Source organism: Thalassospira sp. TSL5-1, assembly GCF_001907695.1.
Lineage (GTDB): Bacteria > Pseudomonadota > Alphaproteobacteria > Rhodospirillales > Thalassospiraceae > Thalassospira.
In genome coordinates this window covers 1,222,452-1,238,569 of the sequence record NZ_KV880638.1, presented here as the reverse complement: position 1 = coordinate 1,238,569, position 16,118 = coordinate 1,222,452, and the positions used below count along the sequence as shown (strand labels likewise).

Sequence of the window (16,118 nt, the reverse complement as noted above, 5' to 3'; positions counted from 1 at the left end):
GCAATCATTCAAACCAGAGCCATTCCAATTTTGGACATTCTTGAATTATTGCTGCTCTCGCCACCACCTGCATCGGGCTAATCATCCTAAAGATAGAGGTCAATTGAGTTCCACAATCTGGATTGAAAATTGTTGCTGCATGTTTTGCATGCGTGACAAACCCTCGACACTCTCGATACATCTTTTGAGCAATTTCTTCGGCACTCAACTTATCCCAACCTAATTTGGAGATATTCCAAAGAAATTCTTCACCATCGTGATCATCTCTATTCAACATTTCAGCCACCAACTTTTTCATTTGCAAAGTTCTGACTGAGCTAACAGGAAAGAGCCACTCCAACACTTTGTAATAGCTTAACAGACTATATTGAGAACAATGCGAACGACTGGCTACCATTCCTTCGCGATAAAGAGCTAAAGCCATTTTAGATTTAGCATCAGGTACTGTAATCCAAGACTTTTTCCACCTTTCTAATGAATCCAACGTGGCGGAAAACTCACCAAATTTTCCCATCTTAATAGGAAAGCCTGTCGTTATAGCATTATCAAATAATAGACGCGTTTGCGCATTATCAACCCAACAGACAACGCTAGCGAGTTCGCTCAAAAAGCTCAATCCCTGCTCAAAGCTCAAGCCATACTTTCCAATATCCAAATGCAGCGACGCATGGAATTTTCTTTGCTCTGGATAGGCAAGTATCTCTACATCACCGTACGTAAAAATTCTCGGCTCTTTTGGCCAGTAACATTCCCCGACAACGCCAATACTAAGAACATCTGACACCGATTATTCCTAAATGAATCAACCCACCACCAGCGTGGTCCAGTTTTCAACCTTGAAACGGTTAAGCAGGGTCAGGCCGACTTCGCGATAGGCGGACAGGACAAACTGTTCCTGATGGGCCAACAGGCCCGAAAGCACCACAACGCCATCATCCGACAGGGTGTTTGCCAGCTCATACGCCATTTTGCGCAGCGGACGGGCCAGGATATTGGCGCACACAATGTCGTAATAGCCAGCATCACGAATGCGGACATCGGCGAAACCGTTGGAATGCAGGGCCGTGACCAGCCCGGCCACCTTGTTAATTTTGGCATTTTCACGCGCCACCCGAACCGAGGGCGCATCAATGTCGGCCATCATAACCGGGCAATTCCAGGTTTTGGCGCAGGCCATGCCCAAAATGCCCGAACCACAGCCCATATCCAGCGCATTGCGGCGCGGGCCATATTTTGCCAGCCAGTCAATCGCGGCCAAGCAGCCCTTGGTGGTTTGATGTTCGCCCGAACCAAAGGCCAGACCCGCATCAACCTGAAGGGCGATTTTTGCCAGTGGCACATCGCCGTCCCAATGCGACCCGTGCACATAAAACCGGCCCACCGAAATCGGCTTGAAGCTCCGCAAGTTATCGGAAACCCAATCCTTGGGCTCGTAACTGCCAAATTCTACCACCGGGGTTTCCGCCCCCAGTGCTGTTGCCATCAGCGACACCGCAGTTTCAACACCCGGTTTGTTAATTTCAGTACCGGAAAATCCCTCCACCCGCCAGTCGGTATCGGGCTCGCTGGTCAGTTCGGAATGCGACAGCGCATCGCAATAGTCTGACAGTGCCTCGGCAAAGGCTTCGACATGGGCCCCTTTAACGGTAAAGGAGAAATTATAGCAACGCACAGTTTCGGTCATTTTGCATCTCGTTGATCACGGCTGCCCTGGTTTGCAACCGGTTTGTAAAGTCGCGCCGCTGCGCGCCGATTAAAATTTCCCCCGGCTTAACCCGGCAGAATAAAACTGTCGACAACCTTTTTGGTGCCAACATCGTCAAAATGGATTTCCAGCTTGTTGCCATCGACCGAGCGCACAATACCGGGGCCAAATTTGCGATGCCGCACCTTATCGCCAACCTTGTATTTGGATGATCCGGCGCGTGAGGTGAAAACCGCCTCGCCATCGGGCGCAACATCAATCACATTTTTACGCACCCGGTCCTGCCAGCCGGAACTGGCAAATTTACGGTCCGAAAATGTGCTTTTCTGCGATTTATAGCCGCCATTATGATCGCCCTCATTGGCCCAGCTTGGCGGCTTCATCCAGTCATCCGCACCCCAGGCGCCGGGCGATACATTACCTTTGCCCTGCGAAAGGCCGGTATCGCTGATGCGTTCAATATGATCGGATGGCAATTCATCAACAAAGCGCGACGGTAGCGCACTTTGCCACTGGTTATAAATGCGGCGATTGGCAGCATAGGAAACCGTGGCCCGTTTCCGCGCCCTTGTAATGCCGACATAGGCCAGGCGACGTTCTTCCTCCAGGCCCTTCACACCGCTTTCATCCATGGCGCGCTGATGGGGAAATACACCTTCTTCCCAGCCCGGCAAAAAGACATAGTCAAATTCCAGCCCCTTGGCGGCGTGCAGGGTCATGATCGTGACCTTTTCCCGCTCGTCGGACTGGTCATTTTCCATCACCAATTGCACATGCTCAAGGAACGTCGTCAGGTTTTCAAATTCGCCAATCGCGGAAACAAGTTCCTTGAGGTTTTCCAGACGGCCCGGTGCATCGATTTCCTTTGATGCCCGCCACATATCGGTATAGCCGCTTTCATCAAGGACGATTTCCAGAACCTCGACATGGCTTTTTTCCGCCAAAAGCGCGCGCCAGCGGTCAAAATCGCTCAGAAAAACCGACAAATCCTTGCGCAATTTCGGTTTTAGTTCCTCTGTATCAATCAACTCACGGGTCGCACGCGGCAATGAAACCGATTGATCCCGCGAATATTGATGCAGGGTTTGCAAGGCAACCTTACCCACACCGCGCTTGGGCACATTGACAATACGTTCAAAGGCCAGGCTATCATCGGGTTGGGCGATCAGGCGGATATAGGCCAGCGCATCGCGAATTTCCTGGCGTTCATAAAATCGCGCCCCACCCACCACGCGATAGGGCACGCCCAGCGTGATCAATCGTTCTTCAAATTCACGGGTCTGGAAACCGGCGCGCACCAGAATGGCCATTTGCGAGGCACCAACACCCTTGCCTTGCAGGGCTTCAATATCCTCGCCCACAAGGCGCGCTTCGGATTCCCCATCCCAGACGCCTTTGACCTGCACCTTGTCGCCCGCATCAATCTCCGTCCAGAGTTCCTTGCCCAAACGGCCGGAATTATGGGCAATCAATTGTGATGCCGCAGCCAGAATATGCGGGGTAGAGCGATAGTTCTGCTCCAGCCGCACCACATGGGCCCCGGGAAAATCACTTTCAAAACGCAGGATGTTGCCAACCTCTGCCCCGCGCCAGCTATAGATCGCCTGGTCATCATCGCCAACGCAGCAAATATTGCGATGAACCATCGCCATTGCACGCAGCCACAAATATTGGGCGACGTTGGTATCCTGATATTCATCGACCAGAATATAGCGGAATGTCTGTTGATACTGGCGCAGCACTTCGGGATGTTTTTGGAAAATCGTCAGGCAATGCAGCAATAAATCACCAAAATCGGCGGCATTCAGAACCGTCAAACGTTCCTGATAAATGCGATAAAGCTGCTGGGCAAAGCCATTGGCAAATTCCATGCCCTCGGTCGCACGATCCGGCGTTAAGCCCTTGTCTTTCCAGCGTTGAATGATCCCCATCAATTGCTTTGCCGGCCATTTCTTCACATCGATCTGCTCGGCTTCCATGATCTGCTTGAGAAGGCGGATCTGATCATCGGTATCGAGAATCGTGAAATTCGATTTTAACCCCACCAGTTCGGCATGGCGGCGCAACAAACGGGCGGCCAGCGAATGGAAGGTCCCCAGCCACCAGCCCTCAACCGGGCGACCCAGGGTGGCGGCCACACGTTCCTGCATTTCGCGCGCGGCACGGTTGGTAAAGGTCACGGTTAAAATCTGCTGCGGGTGCAGATATTCCGGCGCCCCACCTTTGGTTTCCAAAAGGTGGGCCAGGCGTGTGGTCAAAACGCGCGTTTTGCCCGTTCCCGCCCCGGCCAGCACCAATAAAGGCCCGTCCAGCGTGGCAACGGCATCGCGCTGTTCCGCATTCAGCGTGGTCAGATATCCCGGTGTTGGTGCCTTTTCCAGGCGCATATCCGGGGCAGAGCTGTATTCGTCGATTTCAAAGGGATCATCAGTCATGGCAGCATATATAACACGCGAAACAGACAGGGCCAGTATGGCTTTTGCCAATGTGCAACAAAACAGGAACTTCCGACACCTGTTTCATAGCCCAAATGCCCGATTAGCCCGTCATTTTCCGCACAGGCAGAGCTAAAACAATTTTGGCGGGGCATCGCCGCGTTCTTCACCGTGCAGTTCCAGAAGCGCGCGATTATAGGCCATCATGGCGTCCTTTTCATGGACAAAGCCAATCATCAATCGGTCTTCCGTATTGGCGACCACCGGCAAATGTTCCTCGCCGGTTTGTTCCATCAGGCGAATGGCATACTCAATACTGTCTTCACGGCAAAGGGCGGGCGGTTTGGCCCGGGCGAGCTTGATGGCGGTAACATCATCGCCAATATTGGGATCAAAGGCCGCATGGCGCAAATCGGCCAGGGTAATGGTACCCACAAGTTTGCCCGCATCATCTAGCACAAACAACTCGCTGTAAGGTGCATTCACCAGCTTTTCCCGCAGGCGGCTGATCGGCTCGTCGGGCATAACGGTGGCAAATTGCCGCGACATCACATCCCCCACCTTCAGGCTGCGCAGCAAATTAACCTCCCGGCCCCAGCGATGGCTAAGCCCGCGCTGGCGCAACTGCCAACCAAAAAACGACCCGCCCTGGGCATGATCGGCAATCATGGAGGCAATCACCGATGCCACCATCACCGCAATCGTCAGTTCATAATCACCGGTCAGTTCAAAAATGATCAGGGTGGTGGAAATGGGCGCGCCCAGCATGGCCGCCGCCACCGCGCCCATGCCCACCAGCGTATAGGCCCCGTGACCGGAGGATAAATCCGGCAGGATAGCCGTTGCCGTGAGGCCAAAGGCTCCGCCCAGCATCGCGCCCAAAAACAGGGCCGGACTAAACACCCCACCACCAAAGCCAAAGGCAAGGCAGATCACAACCAATACCGCCTTAACCGCCAAAAGCTGGCTTAGCAGCGACCAGGAATAAACCTCGTAGAGGGCATCATTCATCGCGCCATAGCCCACACCAACCACTTCCGGGTACCCGACCGACATGACACCCACGGCAAGCCCTGCCAACGCCGGTCGCCCCCAAACCGGAATGCGTGCCGCACGGACAAACTGCTGGGTAAAACCGACGGAGCGCACCACCAGAACACTGAGCACACCAGCGCACACCCCCAACAGGGCAAAGGCGGGAAATTCCAGAAAAGACGCAATTTCATGGGCGGGGATCAGAAAGGCAACGTCATGGCCAAAATACAGCCGGGTTAAAATGGTCCCGCTAACCGAGGCCAGCACAATGGGCGCAAAGGCGGTTAAGGCATAATGACCCAGGGCAACCTCGTGGGCAAAAAGGGCACCAGCCAACGGCGCATTAAAGGATGCCGCCACCGCCGAGGCCACGCCACAGCCCAAAAGGGTGCGTGCCGCACTTCGGCGCAAATGCAAAACACGCGTCAGCCACGAACCGATGGTGGCCCCCATATGGACAACCGGCCCTTCACGGCCCAGCGACGCCCCGCACCCCAACGAGGCAACATTGACAAGGGCTGCCTTAAACCCGCTGCGTGCCGACATGCGCCCATCATGAAAAGCCGCAGCATCAATCACATCTGCCACGCCAAGGGAACGGCGATCGGGCATAAAACGATACACAAACAGGCCAATCAAAAGCCCGCCCAATGTCGGAACCAGGATCAAATGCCAGGCCGGCAGGGTTTGCAGGAAATAATGCACCGCCTCGTCAGAGGAGCCATAGCCCAGCTTCTGGATCAGCAAAAGCCCCTCGCGAAAGACAATCGCCATTGCCCCCACCAGGGTGCCCACCACCAGCGCCAAAATGGACAAAACAAGCTGCTCGCCCTTCATCAGGCGACGGAAGCTTGTAAAAATGCGCAAGTTTCGCAGCGAATTTCCGGCCAAAATACCCCTGCCCCCCAAAATGCGGCTGTCTGGATGCCTTGCACCCGTTACGAGTATATCGCATTGCCCATCCACTACCGTCAATTTATCTGTCAGGAGAGTTTGTCGCGCAGGGCCAAATGAATACGTTTTCCACCACAAGAGAGCCTATCTGTGCGAAACAGGGACGAAACCCTAAAAAACGTCATTGATCTTTAGCTGTTCAATGTCCCATTCTTACAATCAAATCAATTGCATATTAGATGCACGATAACTTTTGTTTCAGGACTTTCATTTAATGACCAGCAGTCAATCGACGGGCACACCCTTGTCCCGCCCCATCCCGCCTTTTGCCGAATTCGTCACATTGATGGCTTTGACAATGGGCATGGTCGCACTTTCCATTGACAATCTGCTTCCCGCTTTTGGCCCCATCTCGCAGGATTATGCCCTGTCCGATCCCAATGAAATCCAGCTTCTGGTTTTCGTTTTCATGATCGGATTTGCGATGATGCAAATTGTCTATGGCCCGCTGGCCGATGTGTATGGCCGCAAAATAATCCTGATGCTGGGGCTGTTCATCTACACCATTGGCACGGTGATGTCGTTTTTTGCCGACAGCTTTGACCATCTGTTGATCGCCCGCTTCGTTCAGGGGCTGGGTGCGGCAGCCCCGCGTATTTTAACGCTAACCATCATTCGCGACTGTTTTGAAGGGCGCGATATGGCACGCGTGATGTCGCTGGTGATGATGGTTTTCATTATTGTGCCGGTCTTTGCCCCAGCCAGTGGCGGCCTGATCCTGTCATTTGGCAGTTGGCATCTGATTTTCGGTTTTATGCTGCTGCTGGTTGTTGTTTTGGTGGCCTGGTACAAATTGCGCATGCCCGAAACCCTGCACCCGGAATACCGCCACAAACTTTCGATCCGCCGGATTATGCGGGATTTCCGTGTTACGGCAACCACCCGCCAGACACTGGGCTATGGCACGGCAATGGGCCTGTGTTTTGGCTGCCTCATGTCCTATATCGGGTCCGCCGAGCAAATTTTTGATTCCTCGATTTACAAACTGGGCGACTGGTTTCCGGTCGTATTTGGTCTGATTGCCGCAGCCATGAGTGTGGCATCCTTCGTCAATGCCCGGCTGGTGCGCAGAATCGGCATGCACAAACTATCGCATTTCGGCCTGTGCGTTTTTATCGCAATGGGTGCGGTCAATCTGGCGGTTGCCCTGGCCTTTGATGGCGTACCGCCGCTTTGGATGTTTGGCGTAGGCCTGACGATTGCGCATTTCGCCTTCATGCTGACGATGCCAAATTTCAATTCACTGGCAATGGAACCACTGGGCGCGATTGCAGGTACAGCATCATCGCTGATCGGCTTTTACACCACCCTGATCGGGGTGATGTGCGGTGCCATTGTCGGTCAAAACTTCAACGGCACGGTAATACCCATTGTCACAGGCTACCTAACATTCGGGGTACTGTGCCTGATCATTGTGCTGATCACGGAAAAGGGCAAATTATTCCGACCGACCCATTGATCACATAAAATAATCCGTTCCGATCAAGCGGGCACAAAAAAGCCGGAGACCTGACGATAAGGTCTCCGGCTTTGGCGTTTTTGCGTTGTGCCTGTTTAACGCGGATCATAATTCAGGTTCGGGGCCAGCCAGCGTTCGGCTACCGACAGATCCATTCCCTTGCGTTTGGCGTAGTCCTCGACCTGGTCGCGTTCGATTTTGCCAAGGCCGAAATATTTGGCATCCGGGTTGGCAAAATAAAGGCCGCTTACCGACGACGTTGGCGTCATGGCAAAGCTTTCGGTCAACGAAACGCCGGTATTGTTTTCAGCATCGAGCAGGCGCCACAATGTGCCCTTTTCGGTATGGTCCGGGCAGGCCGGATATCCTGGTGCCGGGCGGATACCCTGATATTTTTCGGCAATCAGATCATCGTTGGACAGGTTTTCATCGCTGGCATAGCCCCACAATTCACGACGGACCTTTTCGTGCATGGTTTCGGCAAAGGCCTCGGCAAAGCGATCGCCCAACGCCTTAACAAGGATGGCGTTATAATCGTCATGCTCGGCTTCCATTTTTTTGGAAATGGTTTCCACTTCCGGCCCGGCGGTTACAACAAACCCACCGATATAGTCGGTTTTACCGCTGTCTTTGGGGGCAATGTAATCGGCCAGGGCGCGGTTGGGGCGCTTGTTATTTTCACGATACATCTGCTGGCGCAGGGTATGAATGGTAATGGGTTCATTGGCATCGGGGGCCGGGGTGATTTCAATATCATCCCCCACTGCATTGGCAGGCCACAGGCCAACAACCGCGCGCGGTGTGAACCATTTTTCATCGATAATGCGTTTCAGCATCGCCTGGGCATCGGCATAGAGGTTACGCGCGGTTTCGCCGACCACCTCGTCATCCAGAATGGCCGGGAAACGGCCATGCAATTCCCAGGTTTCAAAAAATGGTTTCCAATCAAACCGTTTCATCAGCTCGGCCAGATCAAAATCTTCAAACACCGTCAGGCCCGGTTTTGCCGGGGCAACCGGGGTAAAATTATCCCAATCCAATTGGGCCTTGTTGGCGCGTGCATCGACCAGGGCAAAGCGTTTTTTCTGCAATTGCTGGGCGGCATGGCGTTCGGCCATTGCCAGATATTCATTACGCAATTCACTGACAAAGACGTCGCGATGCGTTTCGGAAACCAGCTTGCTGGCAACCCCTACCGCCCGCGACGCATCGATTACGTAAACCACCGCCTTGTCATAGTTCGGCGCAATTTTAACCGCGGTATGCACCTTTGATGTGGTCGCCCCGCCAATCAGCAGCGGAATATTCAACCCTTCACGCTTCATTTCAGATGCAACAAAGGTCATTTCTTCCAGTGACGGGGTGATCAGCCCGGAAAGGCCGATCATATCGACATTTTCGGCCTTGGCGGTTTCAATGATCTTTTGGGTCGGCACCATCACGCCAAGGTCAAGAACCTCGAAATTGTTACATTGCAAAACAACGCCCACAATGTTTTTGCCAATGTCGTGCACATCGCCCTTCACGGTGGCGAGCAGGATTTTGCCGTTGCTTTCGCGTTTGCCGTCTTTTTCCGCCTCGATATAGGGGATCAAATAGGCCACGGCCTTTTTCATCACACGGGCGGATTTCACCACCTGGGGCAAAAACATTTTACCGGCCCCAAACAGGTCGCCAACAATGTTCATGCCGTCCATCAGCGGGCCTTCAATCACATGAAGGGGCTTGTCGGCCTGCTGGCGGGCTTCTTCGGTATCTTCCTCGACAAATTCGGCAATACCATTGATCAGCGCGTGGGCCAGCCGTTCATTGACCGGCTTTTTGCGCCATTCCTGGTCGGCTTTCTTTTCCGGGCCGCCCGTACCTTTGTATTTATCGGCAACTTCAAGCAAGCGGTCGGTGGCATCGGAACGACGGTTAAGGATCACATCCTCGACCCGCTCGCGCAGTTCGGCCGGTATTTCCTCATACACCACCAACTGGCCGGCATTGACGATGCCCATATCCATGCCGGCCTTGATGGCATGGTACAAAAACACCGAGTGCATGGCTTCACGCACCGGATTATTGCCCCGAAACGAGAACGAAACGTTGGAAACCCCGCCTGAAATTTTGGCGTAAGGCAGGTGTTCCTTGATCAGTTTGCAGGCCTCAATGAAATCAACGGCGTAATTATCGTGTTCCTCGATCCCGGTAGCGACGGCAAAAATGTTCGGATCAAAAATAATGTCTTCGGGCGGGAAGCCAACTTCATCAACCAGCACCCGATAGCTGCGCTGGCAAATTTCAAATTTGCGCTTGACCGTATCGGCCTGGCCTTTTTCATCAAAGGCCATCACGACAACGGCGGCACCATAACGGCGCAACAGCTTTGCCTGGCGAATAAAGGGTTCTGGCCCTTCCTTTAAGCTGATCGAATTGACAATGCCCTTACCCTGCAGGCATTTCAGGCCCGCCTCGATCACGTTCCATTTGGAACTGTCAACCATGATCGGCACGCGGGCAATATCGGGTTCTGCCGCCACCAGATTGATGAATTTCACCATCGCCGATTCCGCATCGAGCATCGCATCATCCATATTGATGTCGATGATCTGGGCACCGTTTTCGACCTGCTCGCGGGCAACGTCAAGGGCTGCTTCGTAGTTTTCCTCGACGATCAGCTTCTTGAATTTCAACGAGCCTGCAACATTGGTGCGTTCGCCGATATTGATGAATCTGGATATTTCGGACATCGTTCTCTCAATCTCTCTCGGCTTTGATCTTAGGCGGCATCAAACGGTTCAAGGCCCGACAGGCGCATACGTGGCGTCAATTTCGGCGTTTTGCGCGGGGCAGCATCCCGAACGGCTTCGGCAATTGCCTTGATGTGGGGCGGTGTTGTACCGCAGCACCCGCCCAGAAGGTTGATCAGGCCACTTTCGGCCCATTCTTTAACCAGTTCGGCCATTTCGCTGTCGGTCTGGTCATATTCGCCAAATTCGTTGGGCAGGCCTGCATTGGGATAAACCGAAACGCGGCATTCGGCAACACGCGAAAGCTCAACCACATAGGGGCGAAGCTGGGCTGCGCCCAATGCGCAGTTAAGGCCGATGGAAAACGGTTTGGCGTGACGCACCGAATTATAAAATGCCTCGGTCGTTTGCCCCGAAAGGGTCCGGCCCGACGCATCGGTAATCGTGCCCGAAATCATGACCGGCACTTCCTCGCCCCGTTCCTCGAACACTTCGGAAATGGCAAACAACGCGGCCTTGGCATTCAGGGTATCAAAAATCGTTTCGACCAGCAGGGTATCGGCCCCGCCATCCAGCAAACCATTCGCCGCCTCCTTATAAGCCGTGCAAAGCTGATCGAAGGTGACACCCCGATAGCCCGGATTATTCACATCCGGCGAGATGGAAGCCGTGCGGTTGGTCGGCCCGATAGCGCCATTGACAAAGCGCACATCGCCAGGATGGGCGGCTTCCCATTCATCACAGGCCTGACGGGCGAGTTTGGCACTTTCGTAATTGATCTCGTAGGCCAGGCTTTCCATGCCGTAATCGGCCTGGGCGATGGTGGTAGCACTAAAGGTATTGGTGCCATTCAAATCAGCCCCGGCTGCAATATATTGCAGGTGGATATCCTTAATAATGTCCGGCCGGGTCAGGGACAGAAGGTCATTATTGCCCTTCAAATCCTGCTTCCAGTCGGCAAAGCGTTCGCCGCGATAATCTTCCTCGCCGAGCTTGTGCTTCTGGATCATGGTGCCCATTGCGCCATCCAGGATCAGGATTTTCTTTTCGGCGCGCTCTTTAAGCAGGGCGATACGTTTTTGGCGATCGGTCATGACGGGATATCCTGTCTGTGTGTCATAGCGGCGCAAGGGCAGCTTATATATCGGAATATATCGGTTTCTCAGGCAGAGAGGGCAACCTGTTTGGTGCGAATGCCCAGTGCATGGCAAATCGCATAGGTCAATTCGGCCCGGTTCAGGGTATAGAAATGGAAATCCTCGACCCCTTCGGCGATCAGGCCTTCAACCTGGGAAATCGCCTCGTGAAAGGCCACCATACGGCGGGTTTCGGGGTCTTCATCCAGCCCGTCAAACCGGTGATGCAGGCGTGCCGGCACCTGGGCACCGCACATATCGGCAAATTTCAAAAGCGCCGCAAAATTGGTGACGGGCAAAATACCCGGCACGATGGGTGCTGTGATGCCAGCCTTGGCGCATTTATCGCGAAAACGCAGGAAAACCTCGTTATCAAAAAAGAACTGGGTAATTGCGCGGTTGGCACCGGCATCAAATTTGCGTTTCAGATACTCAATCTCGAAATCGGCACTTGGCGCATCGGGGTGGGTTTCGGGATAGGCCGAAACAGAAATATCAAAATCGGCAATTTGTTTAAGCCCGGCAACCAGATCAACGGCATAATCATAGCCGCCCGGCGTAGGTATGTAAGTGTCACCAGAATCAGGTAAATCACCGCGCAGGGCCACGATGGAACGAATGCCTTCATCCCAATAGGTACGCGCAATACGCTCGATCTCGTCGCGGGTATGGCCCACGCAGGTTAAATGTGCCGCCGCCGGTATGCCGGTTTCGCGCTGAATGCGTGTCACGCTGGCGTGGGTGCGGTCGCGCGTGGAGCCCCCGGCCCCATATGTTACTGACACAAAAGACGGCGCCAGCGGCGCAAGGCGATGGATCGAACGCCACATGGTTTCTTCCATCTTTTCCGTTTTCGGCGGAAAAAATTCAAAAGAAACCCGCAAATCGCGACTGTGAGAGGCGGTTTGTTGTGTGTTGTCACGCACTGGCGTCATTGTCGTCTACCTTGTGTTCAAATGCCCCTGTGGGCGATGTTCATTCTTTCCGCCCACACATCAACGCGATGAGGGGCAAAATTTTGTAGTGTTAAAATTCCAAACGGCTATTCGGCAGCTTTCCCTGCCTGTACTGCCCTTGATACACTTGCCCCGGCATGGCCGCGCCACAGGCATACTGTCAGGGGTTTGCCCGGCAGATTAACCACTTCATCCATCTCAAGCCGGGAGGATGCAAACCAGTCCTTCATGGCGGTATCGTCAAAACCAAGGCGGCGGTGGGCATGCTGTTCGCGCAGTTCTTCCTGGTCATGCGCGGCAAAATCCACCACCAGCAATGTTCCGCCCGGCGCCAGCAGGCGCGCGGCTTCGGCAATGGCGGTTTCGGGTTTTTCGGCATAATGCAAAACCTGATGCAGGGTAATCACATCAAATGCCCCGTCGGGATAAGGCAATTGATACATATCGGCCTGCCGCACCAGGCAGTTTGCCAGTTCCGCCCGTTGCAGGCGGGCGCGCGCCACGGCCAACATTTCGCGCGACATATCCACACCAACACCTTCGGCGGCCGATTTACCCAAAATCTCCAGCACCCGGCCGGTACCGGTTCCAATATCAAGAATGCGCTTGCCATCAAGGTTTCCCAACGTGGTCAAAAGGGCGGCTTCCACCTCGGCCTCATCAACATGAAGCGACCGGATGGTGTCCCATTCCCCGGCATTGGCGCGGAAATACTCGGTTGCCACCTGCTCGCGCTGTTTTTTGACCTGATCCAGTCGGGTGCGATCCAGCGCCAGGGTTTCGTCATCCTGTGGCAGCAGGTTTAAAACCGGCGCGACCAGGTCTGCCCCCTGGCCGCTATGCGGGGTGCGATAAAAAACCCAGGTTCCTTCGCGAAAACGCACCAGAAGCCCCGCCTCGCACAGCAGCTTTAAATGCCGCGACACACGGGGCTGGCTTTGCCCGATAATCTGCGTAATTTCGCTGACCGTCAGCTCACACTCCGCACAAATTGCCAATAGCCGCAATCGCGTGGCTTCTGCTGCGGCACGCAATCCTGCCAGAACCTGCTCCATGATCACCCTCCCGGTTTCTCATGCACATATAAAGATATATTTATGTTTGTTCAAGAAAAAAGCACAGCCCCCCACAGGAGATGTGACTTAATTACCACAGCCATGAGGATAGTCCATTTGACGGCCCTTTGCTGACTGGCATTTAAAATCTCCATATGCTAACCACATGATATACGGGGCATATGCAGTATTGCAGGATGCAGGTTTAAAAGATGGCGGGGTTGCACGAGCAATGGCTCCGTTTAAATCTTCATCCGGGGATACAGTCGGGGGCCTTCAAATAGATTTGTAAACCGTTGGCGAAAAAAATGAATCTGAAAAACATACGGGCACTTTGTGTTGGGGCGTCACTGTCCGTTTTGGCAGCATGTGCGTCGACTCAGCCGGCACAGGACCAAACTGATTTCGATCCGATCGAACCTGTGAATCGGGTGGTGCACAATGTTAATGGTGCCGTCGATTTTCTCATCCTGTACCCGGCGGCCATGTGGTACGGCGATATTGCACCGCAACCGGTGAAAAACTCTGTCAGAAGTTTTGCCAATAACCTTGGCGAACCGATCAATGCGATCAATGCCCTGCTGCAGGGCGATCCTGATCAGGCGGCGGCATCGTTCCAGCGTTTTATTGTCAACTCGACCATTGGTCTGCTTGGCTTTAACGATGTCGCGACCGAATTTGGCATTCCCTACCGCAACGAAGATTTCGGTCAGACCCTCGGCCATTACGGCGTTGGTGCCGGTCCCTATATCGTGCTGCCGCTGTTTGGTCCGTCCAACCTGCGCGACACCACGGGCCTTGTTACCGACTATATGATGAACCCGTTCACATATGGCGCGGATAACAGCGACAAGATCGCTGCGGCCTATTACGGTGGGACAGTTGCCGGTGCGGTCGATTTCCGTTATCGCAACAATGATAACATCGAACAGCTCAAACAAACCTCGCTGGATTATTATGCCGCGTTGCGCAGCCTTTACCGGCAGCATCGCAACAGTGTGATCCGCAATGGCGGCCCTGTCATGAATGACGGCCAAAATAATGCCATGAATGCTTCGTTTGATTTCGACGACCAAAAGGCCTCGACAGGAGACAAATGAAACACGCACATGGACGATTTCTAGTCGCCAGCCTGATCGCGGCTTCGGCAGCTTTTGCCGTTCCTTTCGGGCAAACGGCTCTGGCGGCAACGCAGAATGCGACCAATCAGACCGTTATGGAAGTAGCATCAACCCAGGATCCGGCCGATTTTATTCGTGCGCTGGGAGATGAAGCCATTACTGAACTGGCTGGCAAACAGATTGACGATAGCAACCGCGAGGAACGCTTTGTCAAACTGATGGACAAATATTTCGAAATGGACCAAGTGGCCCGGTTTGTTCTGGGTCGTTACTGGCGCAGTCTTTCAGACCAGGAACTGACGGAATTTGCCGATCTGCTTCGGAAATATCTTGCCCTGAACTACGCTAACAAGTTCAAGGATTTCGATGGCGAAAAATTCGTTGTCGGCGATTCCACGCAGAACAACAAAGATACGTTCGTCAATTCCCAGGTTGTCCGCCCGGATGGCCCGCCCGTCAAAATCGTTTGGCGCCTGCGGGAATTTGACGGAAATTTGCGCATCATCGATGTGTCAATCGAAGGCATCAGCATGGGCATCACCCAGCGCGATGAATTTGCTTCGGTGATCCAAAATAACGGTGGCAAGGTTCAGGCTTTGATCGACATCCTGAAGCAGAAAACCGACACCAACTAAACAGTGTTGATGCCTCCGGCTTAAACAGTTTGATTTTGCCACACCGTTTCAAAGGCCCGCTGGTTTATCCCTGCGGGCCTTTCTGTATTGGAAGCCCGGTTAAAAACGCCATCGCCCGCGCATATTTTTCCGAAAGGCGCTTGGCATCCGTCGGGTTTACGGCGCGCAAATCATCCAGCTTGGCCATGTTGTGCTGCATATCGGCCAGTTTCACAATACGGGCCAAAGCGTTTTGCTGCAAACGGGGCAGGTAATCGTCAAAATAATCCTCACCTGCGCGCCGCGTCATGCCTTCCACACCTTCACGAATCGCCGCCCCGAAGGTTTCTTCGATCTGGGCCAGCGTAACCGGTGTGTCCTCGACAATATCATGCAGCCAGGCGACAATCTCCGCCTCACGCCCATGCACGCTGGCGCGCTTCGCTACATCGGCAACATGATCAATATAATCCCGGCCCAGCTTGTCCACCTGACCTGCATGGAAACGCCGTGCCCAGTCACGGGCTTGCTTAATTTGCTGAATAACCGAAACCATTCTTTCCCCAAAATATAACAATTAGCAGCATCACAGATTACGTCATTTCGCGTAAAAATGACAAATACCCGTAAAAACTGAAAACCTTCCAGATCAAAACCGAACAGATCCTGATTTGTCAGAATCTGTCAGATTATTTTTCTGGAGCATTTCCAAATCAGTCCACATAAGTTTAGGAAGCTATTCTTTTGAGGGAATTCGGCCAGCATTCTGGTCGCTCTGCAAAACGGCAATCTGTCCAATTTTCGGGGGAAATTTTCGTGGCACGATTCGCGTATAATGGAAAAATGCGTGTGAACCTGCTGGTATCGGCGTCACTGGCGGCTCTTGGAATGTGTCCTGTGCTCATGCCATCAG

At 53.5% G+C, this 16,118-nt stretch carries 12 protein-coding genes; 3 read left to right on the top strand and 9 right to left on the bottom strand.

What is annotated here, in order from left to right:
- Positions 1 to 4: 4 nt before the first annotated feature.
- From mauJ to LF95_RS15225, 4 genes are all read right to left on the bottom strand, one after another.
- A complete protein-coding gene (gene mauJ, locus LF95_RS15240) occupies positions 5 to 784 on the bottom strand; it encodes a methylamine utilization protein MauJ (RefSeq protein WP_073955875.1) in 780 nt (259 codons plus the stop codon).
- Positions 785 to 802: 18 nt separating this feature from the next.
- Positions 803 to 1,684 carry a 50S ribosomal protein L11 methyltransferase gene (locus LF95_RS15235; RefSeq protein ID WP_073955874.1) on the bottom strand — a complete coding sequence of 294 codons (882 nt, stop codon included), beginning with the start codon at positions 1,682 to 1,684 and terminating at the stop codon, positions 803 to 805.
- Positions 1,685 to 1,770: 86 nt separating this feature from the next.
- On the bottom strand, positions 1,771 to 4,140 hold the full coding sequence (locus LF95_RS15230; RefSeq protein ID WP_073956316.1) for an ATP-dependent helicase: 2,370 nt from the start codon (positions 4,138 to 4,140) through the stop codon (positions 1,771 to 1,773).
- A 132-nt stretch (positions 4,141 to 4,272) separates the two neighbouring features.
- Complete coding sequence (locus LF95_RS15225; RefSeq protein ID WP_252509779.1) at positions 4,273 to 6,042, bottom strand: chloride channel protein; 1,770 nt, start codon at positions 6,040 to 6,042, stop codon at positions 4,273 to 4,275.
- A gap of 301 nt (positions 6,043 to 6,343) precedes the next feature.
- Between LF95_RS15225 and LF95_RS15220 the strand changes: the two genes are divergently transcribed.
- Positions 6,344 to 7,588: a multidrug effflux MFS transporter gene (locus tag LF95_RS15220; RefSeq protein WP_073955873.1), complete on the top strand. Its 1,245-nt coding sequence runs from the start codon at positions 6,344 to 6,346 to the stop codon at positions 7,586 to 7,588.
- 95 nt (positions 7,589 to 7,683) lie between these two features.
- Here the strand turns inward: LF95_RS15220 and metH are convergent, their stop codons facing one another.
- The 4 genes from metH to LF95_RS15200 all read right to left on the bottom strand — a co-directional run bounded on the left by metH (position 7,684) and on the right by LF95_RS15200 (position 13,470).
- Entirely contained in the window at positions 7,684 to 10,323 is a 2,640-nt protein-coding gene (metH, locus tag LF95_RS15215) for a methionine synthase (RefSeq protein ID WP_073955872.1), read from the bottom strand.
- A gap of 29 nt (positions 10,324 to 10,352) precedes the next feature.
- A complete protein-coding gene (locus LF95_RS15210; protein WP_073955871.1) occupies positions 10,353 to 11,417 on the bottom strand; it encodes a homocysteine S-methyltransferase family protein in 1,065 nt (354 codons plus the stop codon).
- 68 nt (positions 11,418 to 11,485) lie between these two features.
- A complete protein-coding gene (gene metF, locus LF95_RS15205; RefSeq protein ID WP_073955870.1) occupies positions 11,486 to 12,394 on the bottom strand; it encodes a methylenetetrahydrofolate reductase in 909 nt (302 codons plus the stop codon).
- Positions 12,395 to 12,501: 107 nt separating this feature from the next.
- On the bottom strand, positions 12,502 to 13,470 hold the full coding sequence (locus LF95_RS15200; RefSeq protein ID WP_073955869.1) for an ArsR/SmtB family transcription factor: 969 nt from the start codon (positions 13,468 to 13,470) through the stop codon (positions 12,502 to 12,504).
- 308 nt (positions 13,471 to 13,778) lie between these two features.
- Between LF95_RS15200 and LF95_RS15195 the strand changes: the two genes are divergently transcribed.
- Positions 13,779 to 14,570 carry an MlaA family lipoprotein gene (locus tag LF95_RS15195; protein ID WP_073955868.1) on the top strand — a complete coding sequence of 264 codons (792 nt, stop codon included), beginning with the start codon at positions 13,779 to 13,781 and terminating at the stop codon, positions 14,568 to 14,570.
- Positions 14,567 to 15,226, top strand: coding sequence for an MlaC/ttg2D family ABC transporter substrate-binding protein (locus tag LF95_RS15190; protein ID WP_073955867.1), 660 nt, complete (start codon positions 14,567 to 14,569; stop codon positions 15,224 to 15,226). Before LF95_RS15195 ends, LF95_RS15190 begins: the two co-directional genes overlap by 4 nt.
- Before the next feature lie 64 nt (positions 15,227 to 15,290).
- Here LF95_RS15190 and LF95_RS15185 read toward each other — a convergent pair whose 3' ends face one another.
- Entirely contained in the window at positions 15,291 to 15,761 is a 471-nt protein-coding gene (locus LF95_RS15185) for an HD domain-containing protein (protein ID WP_073955866.1), read from the bottom strand.
- Between the last annotated feature and the right edge of the window lie 357 nt (positions 15,762 to 16,118).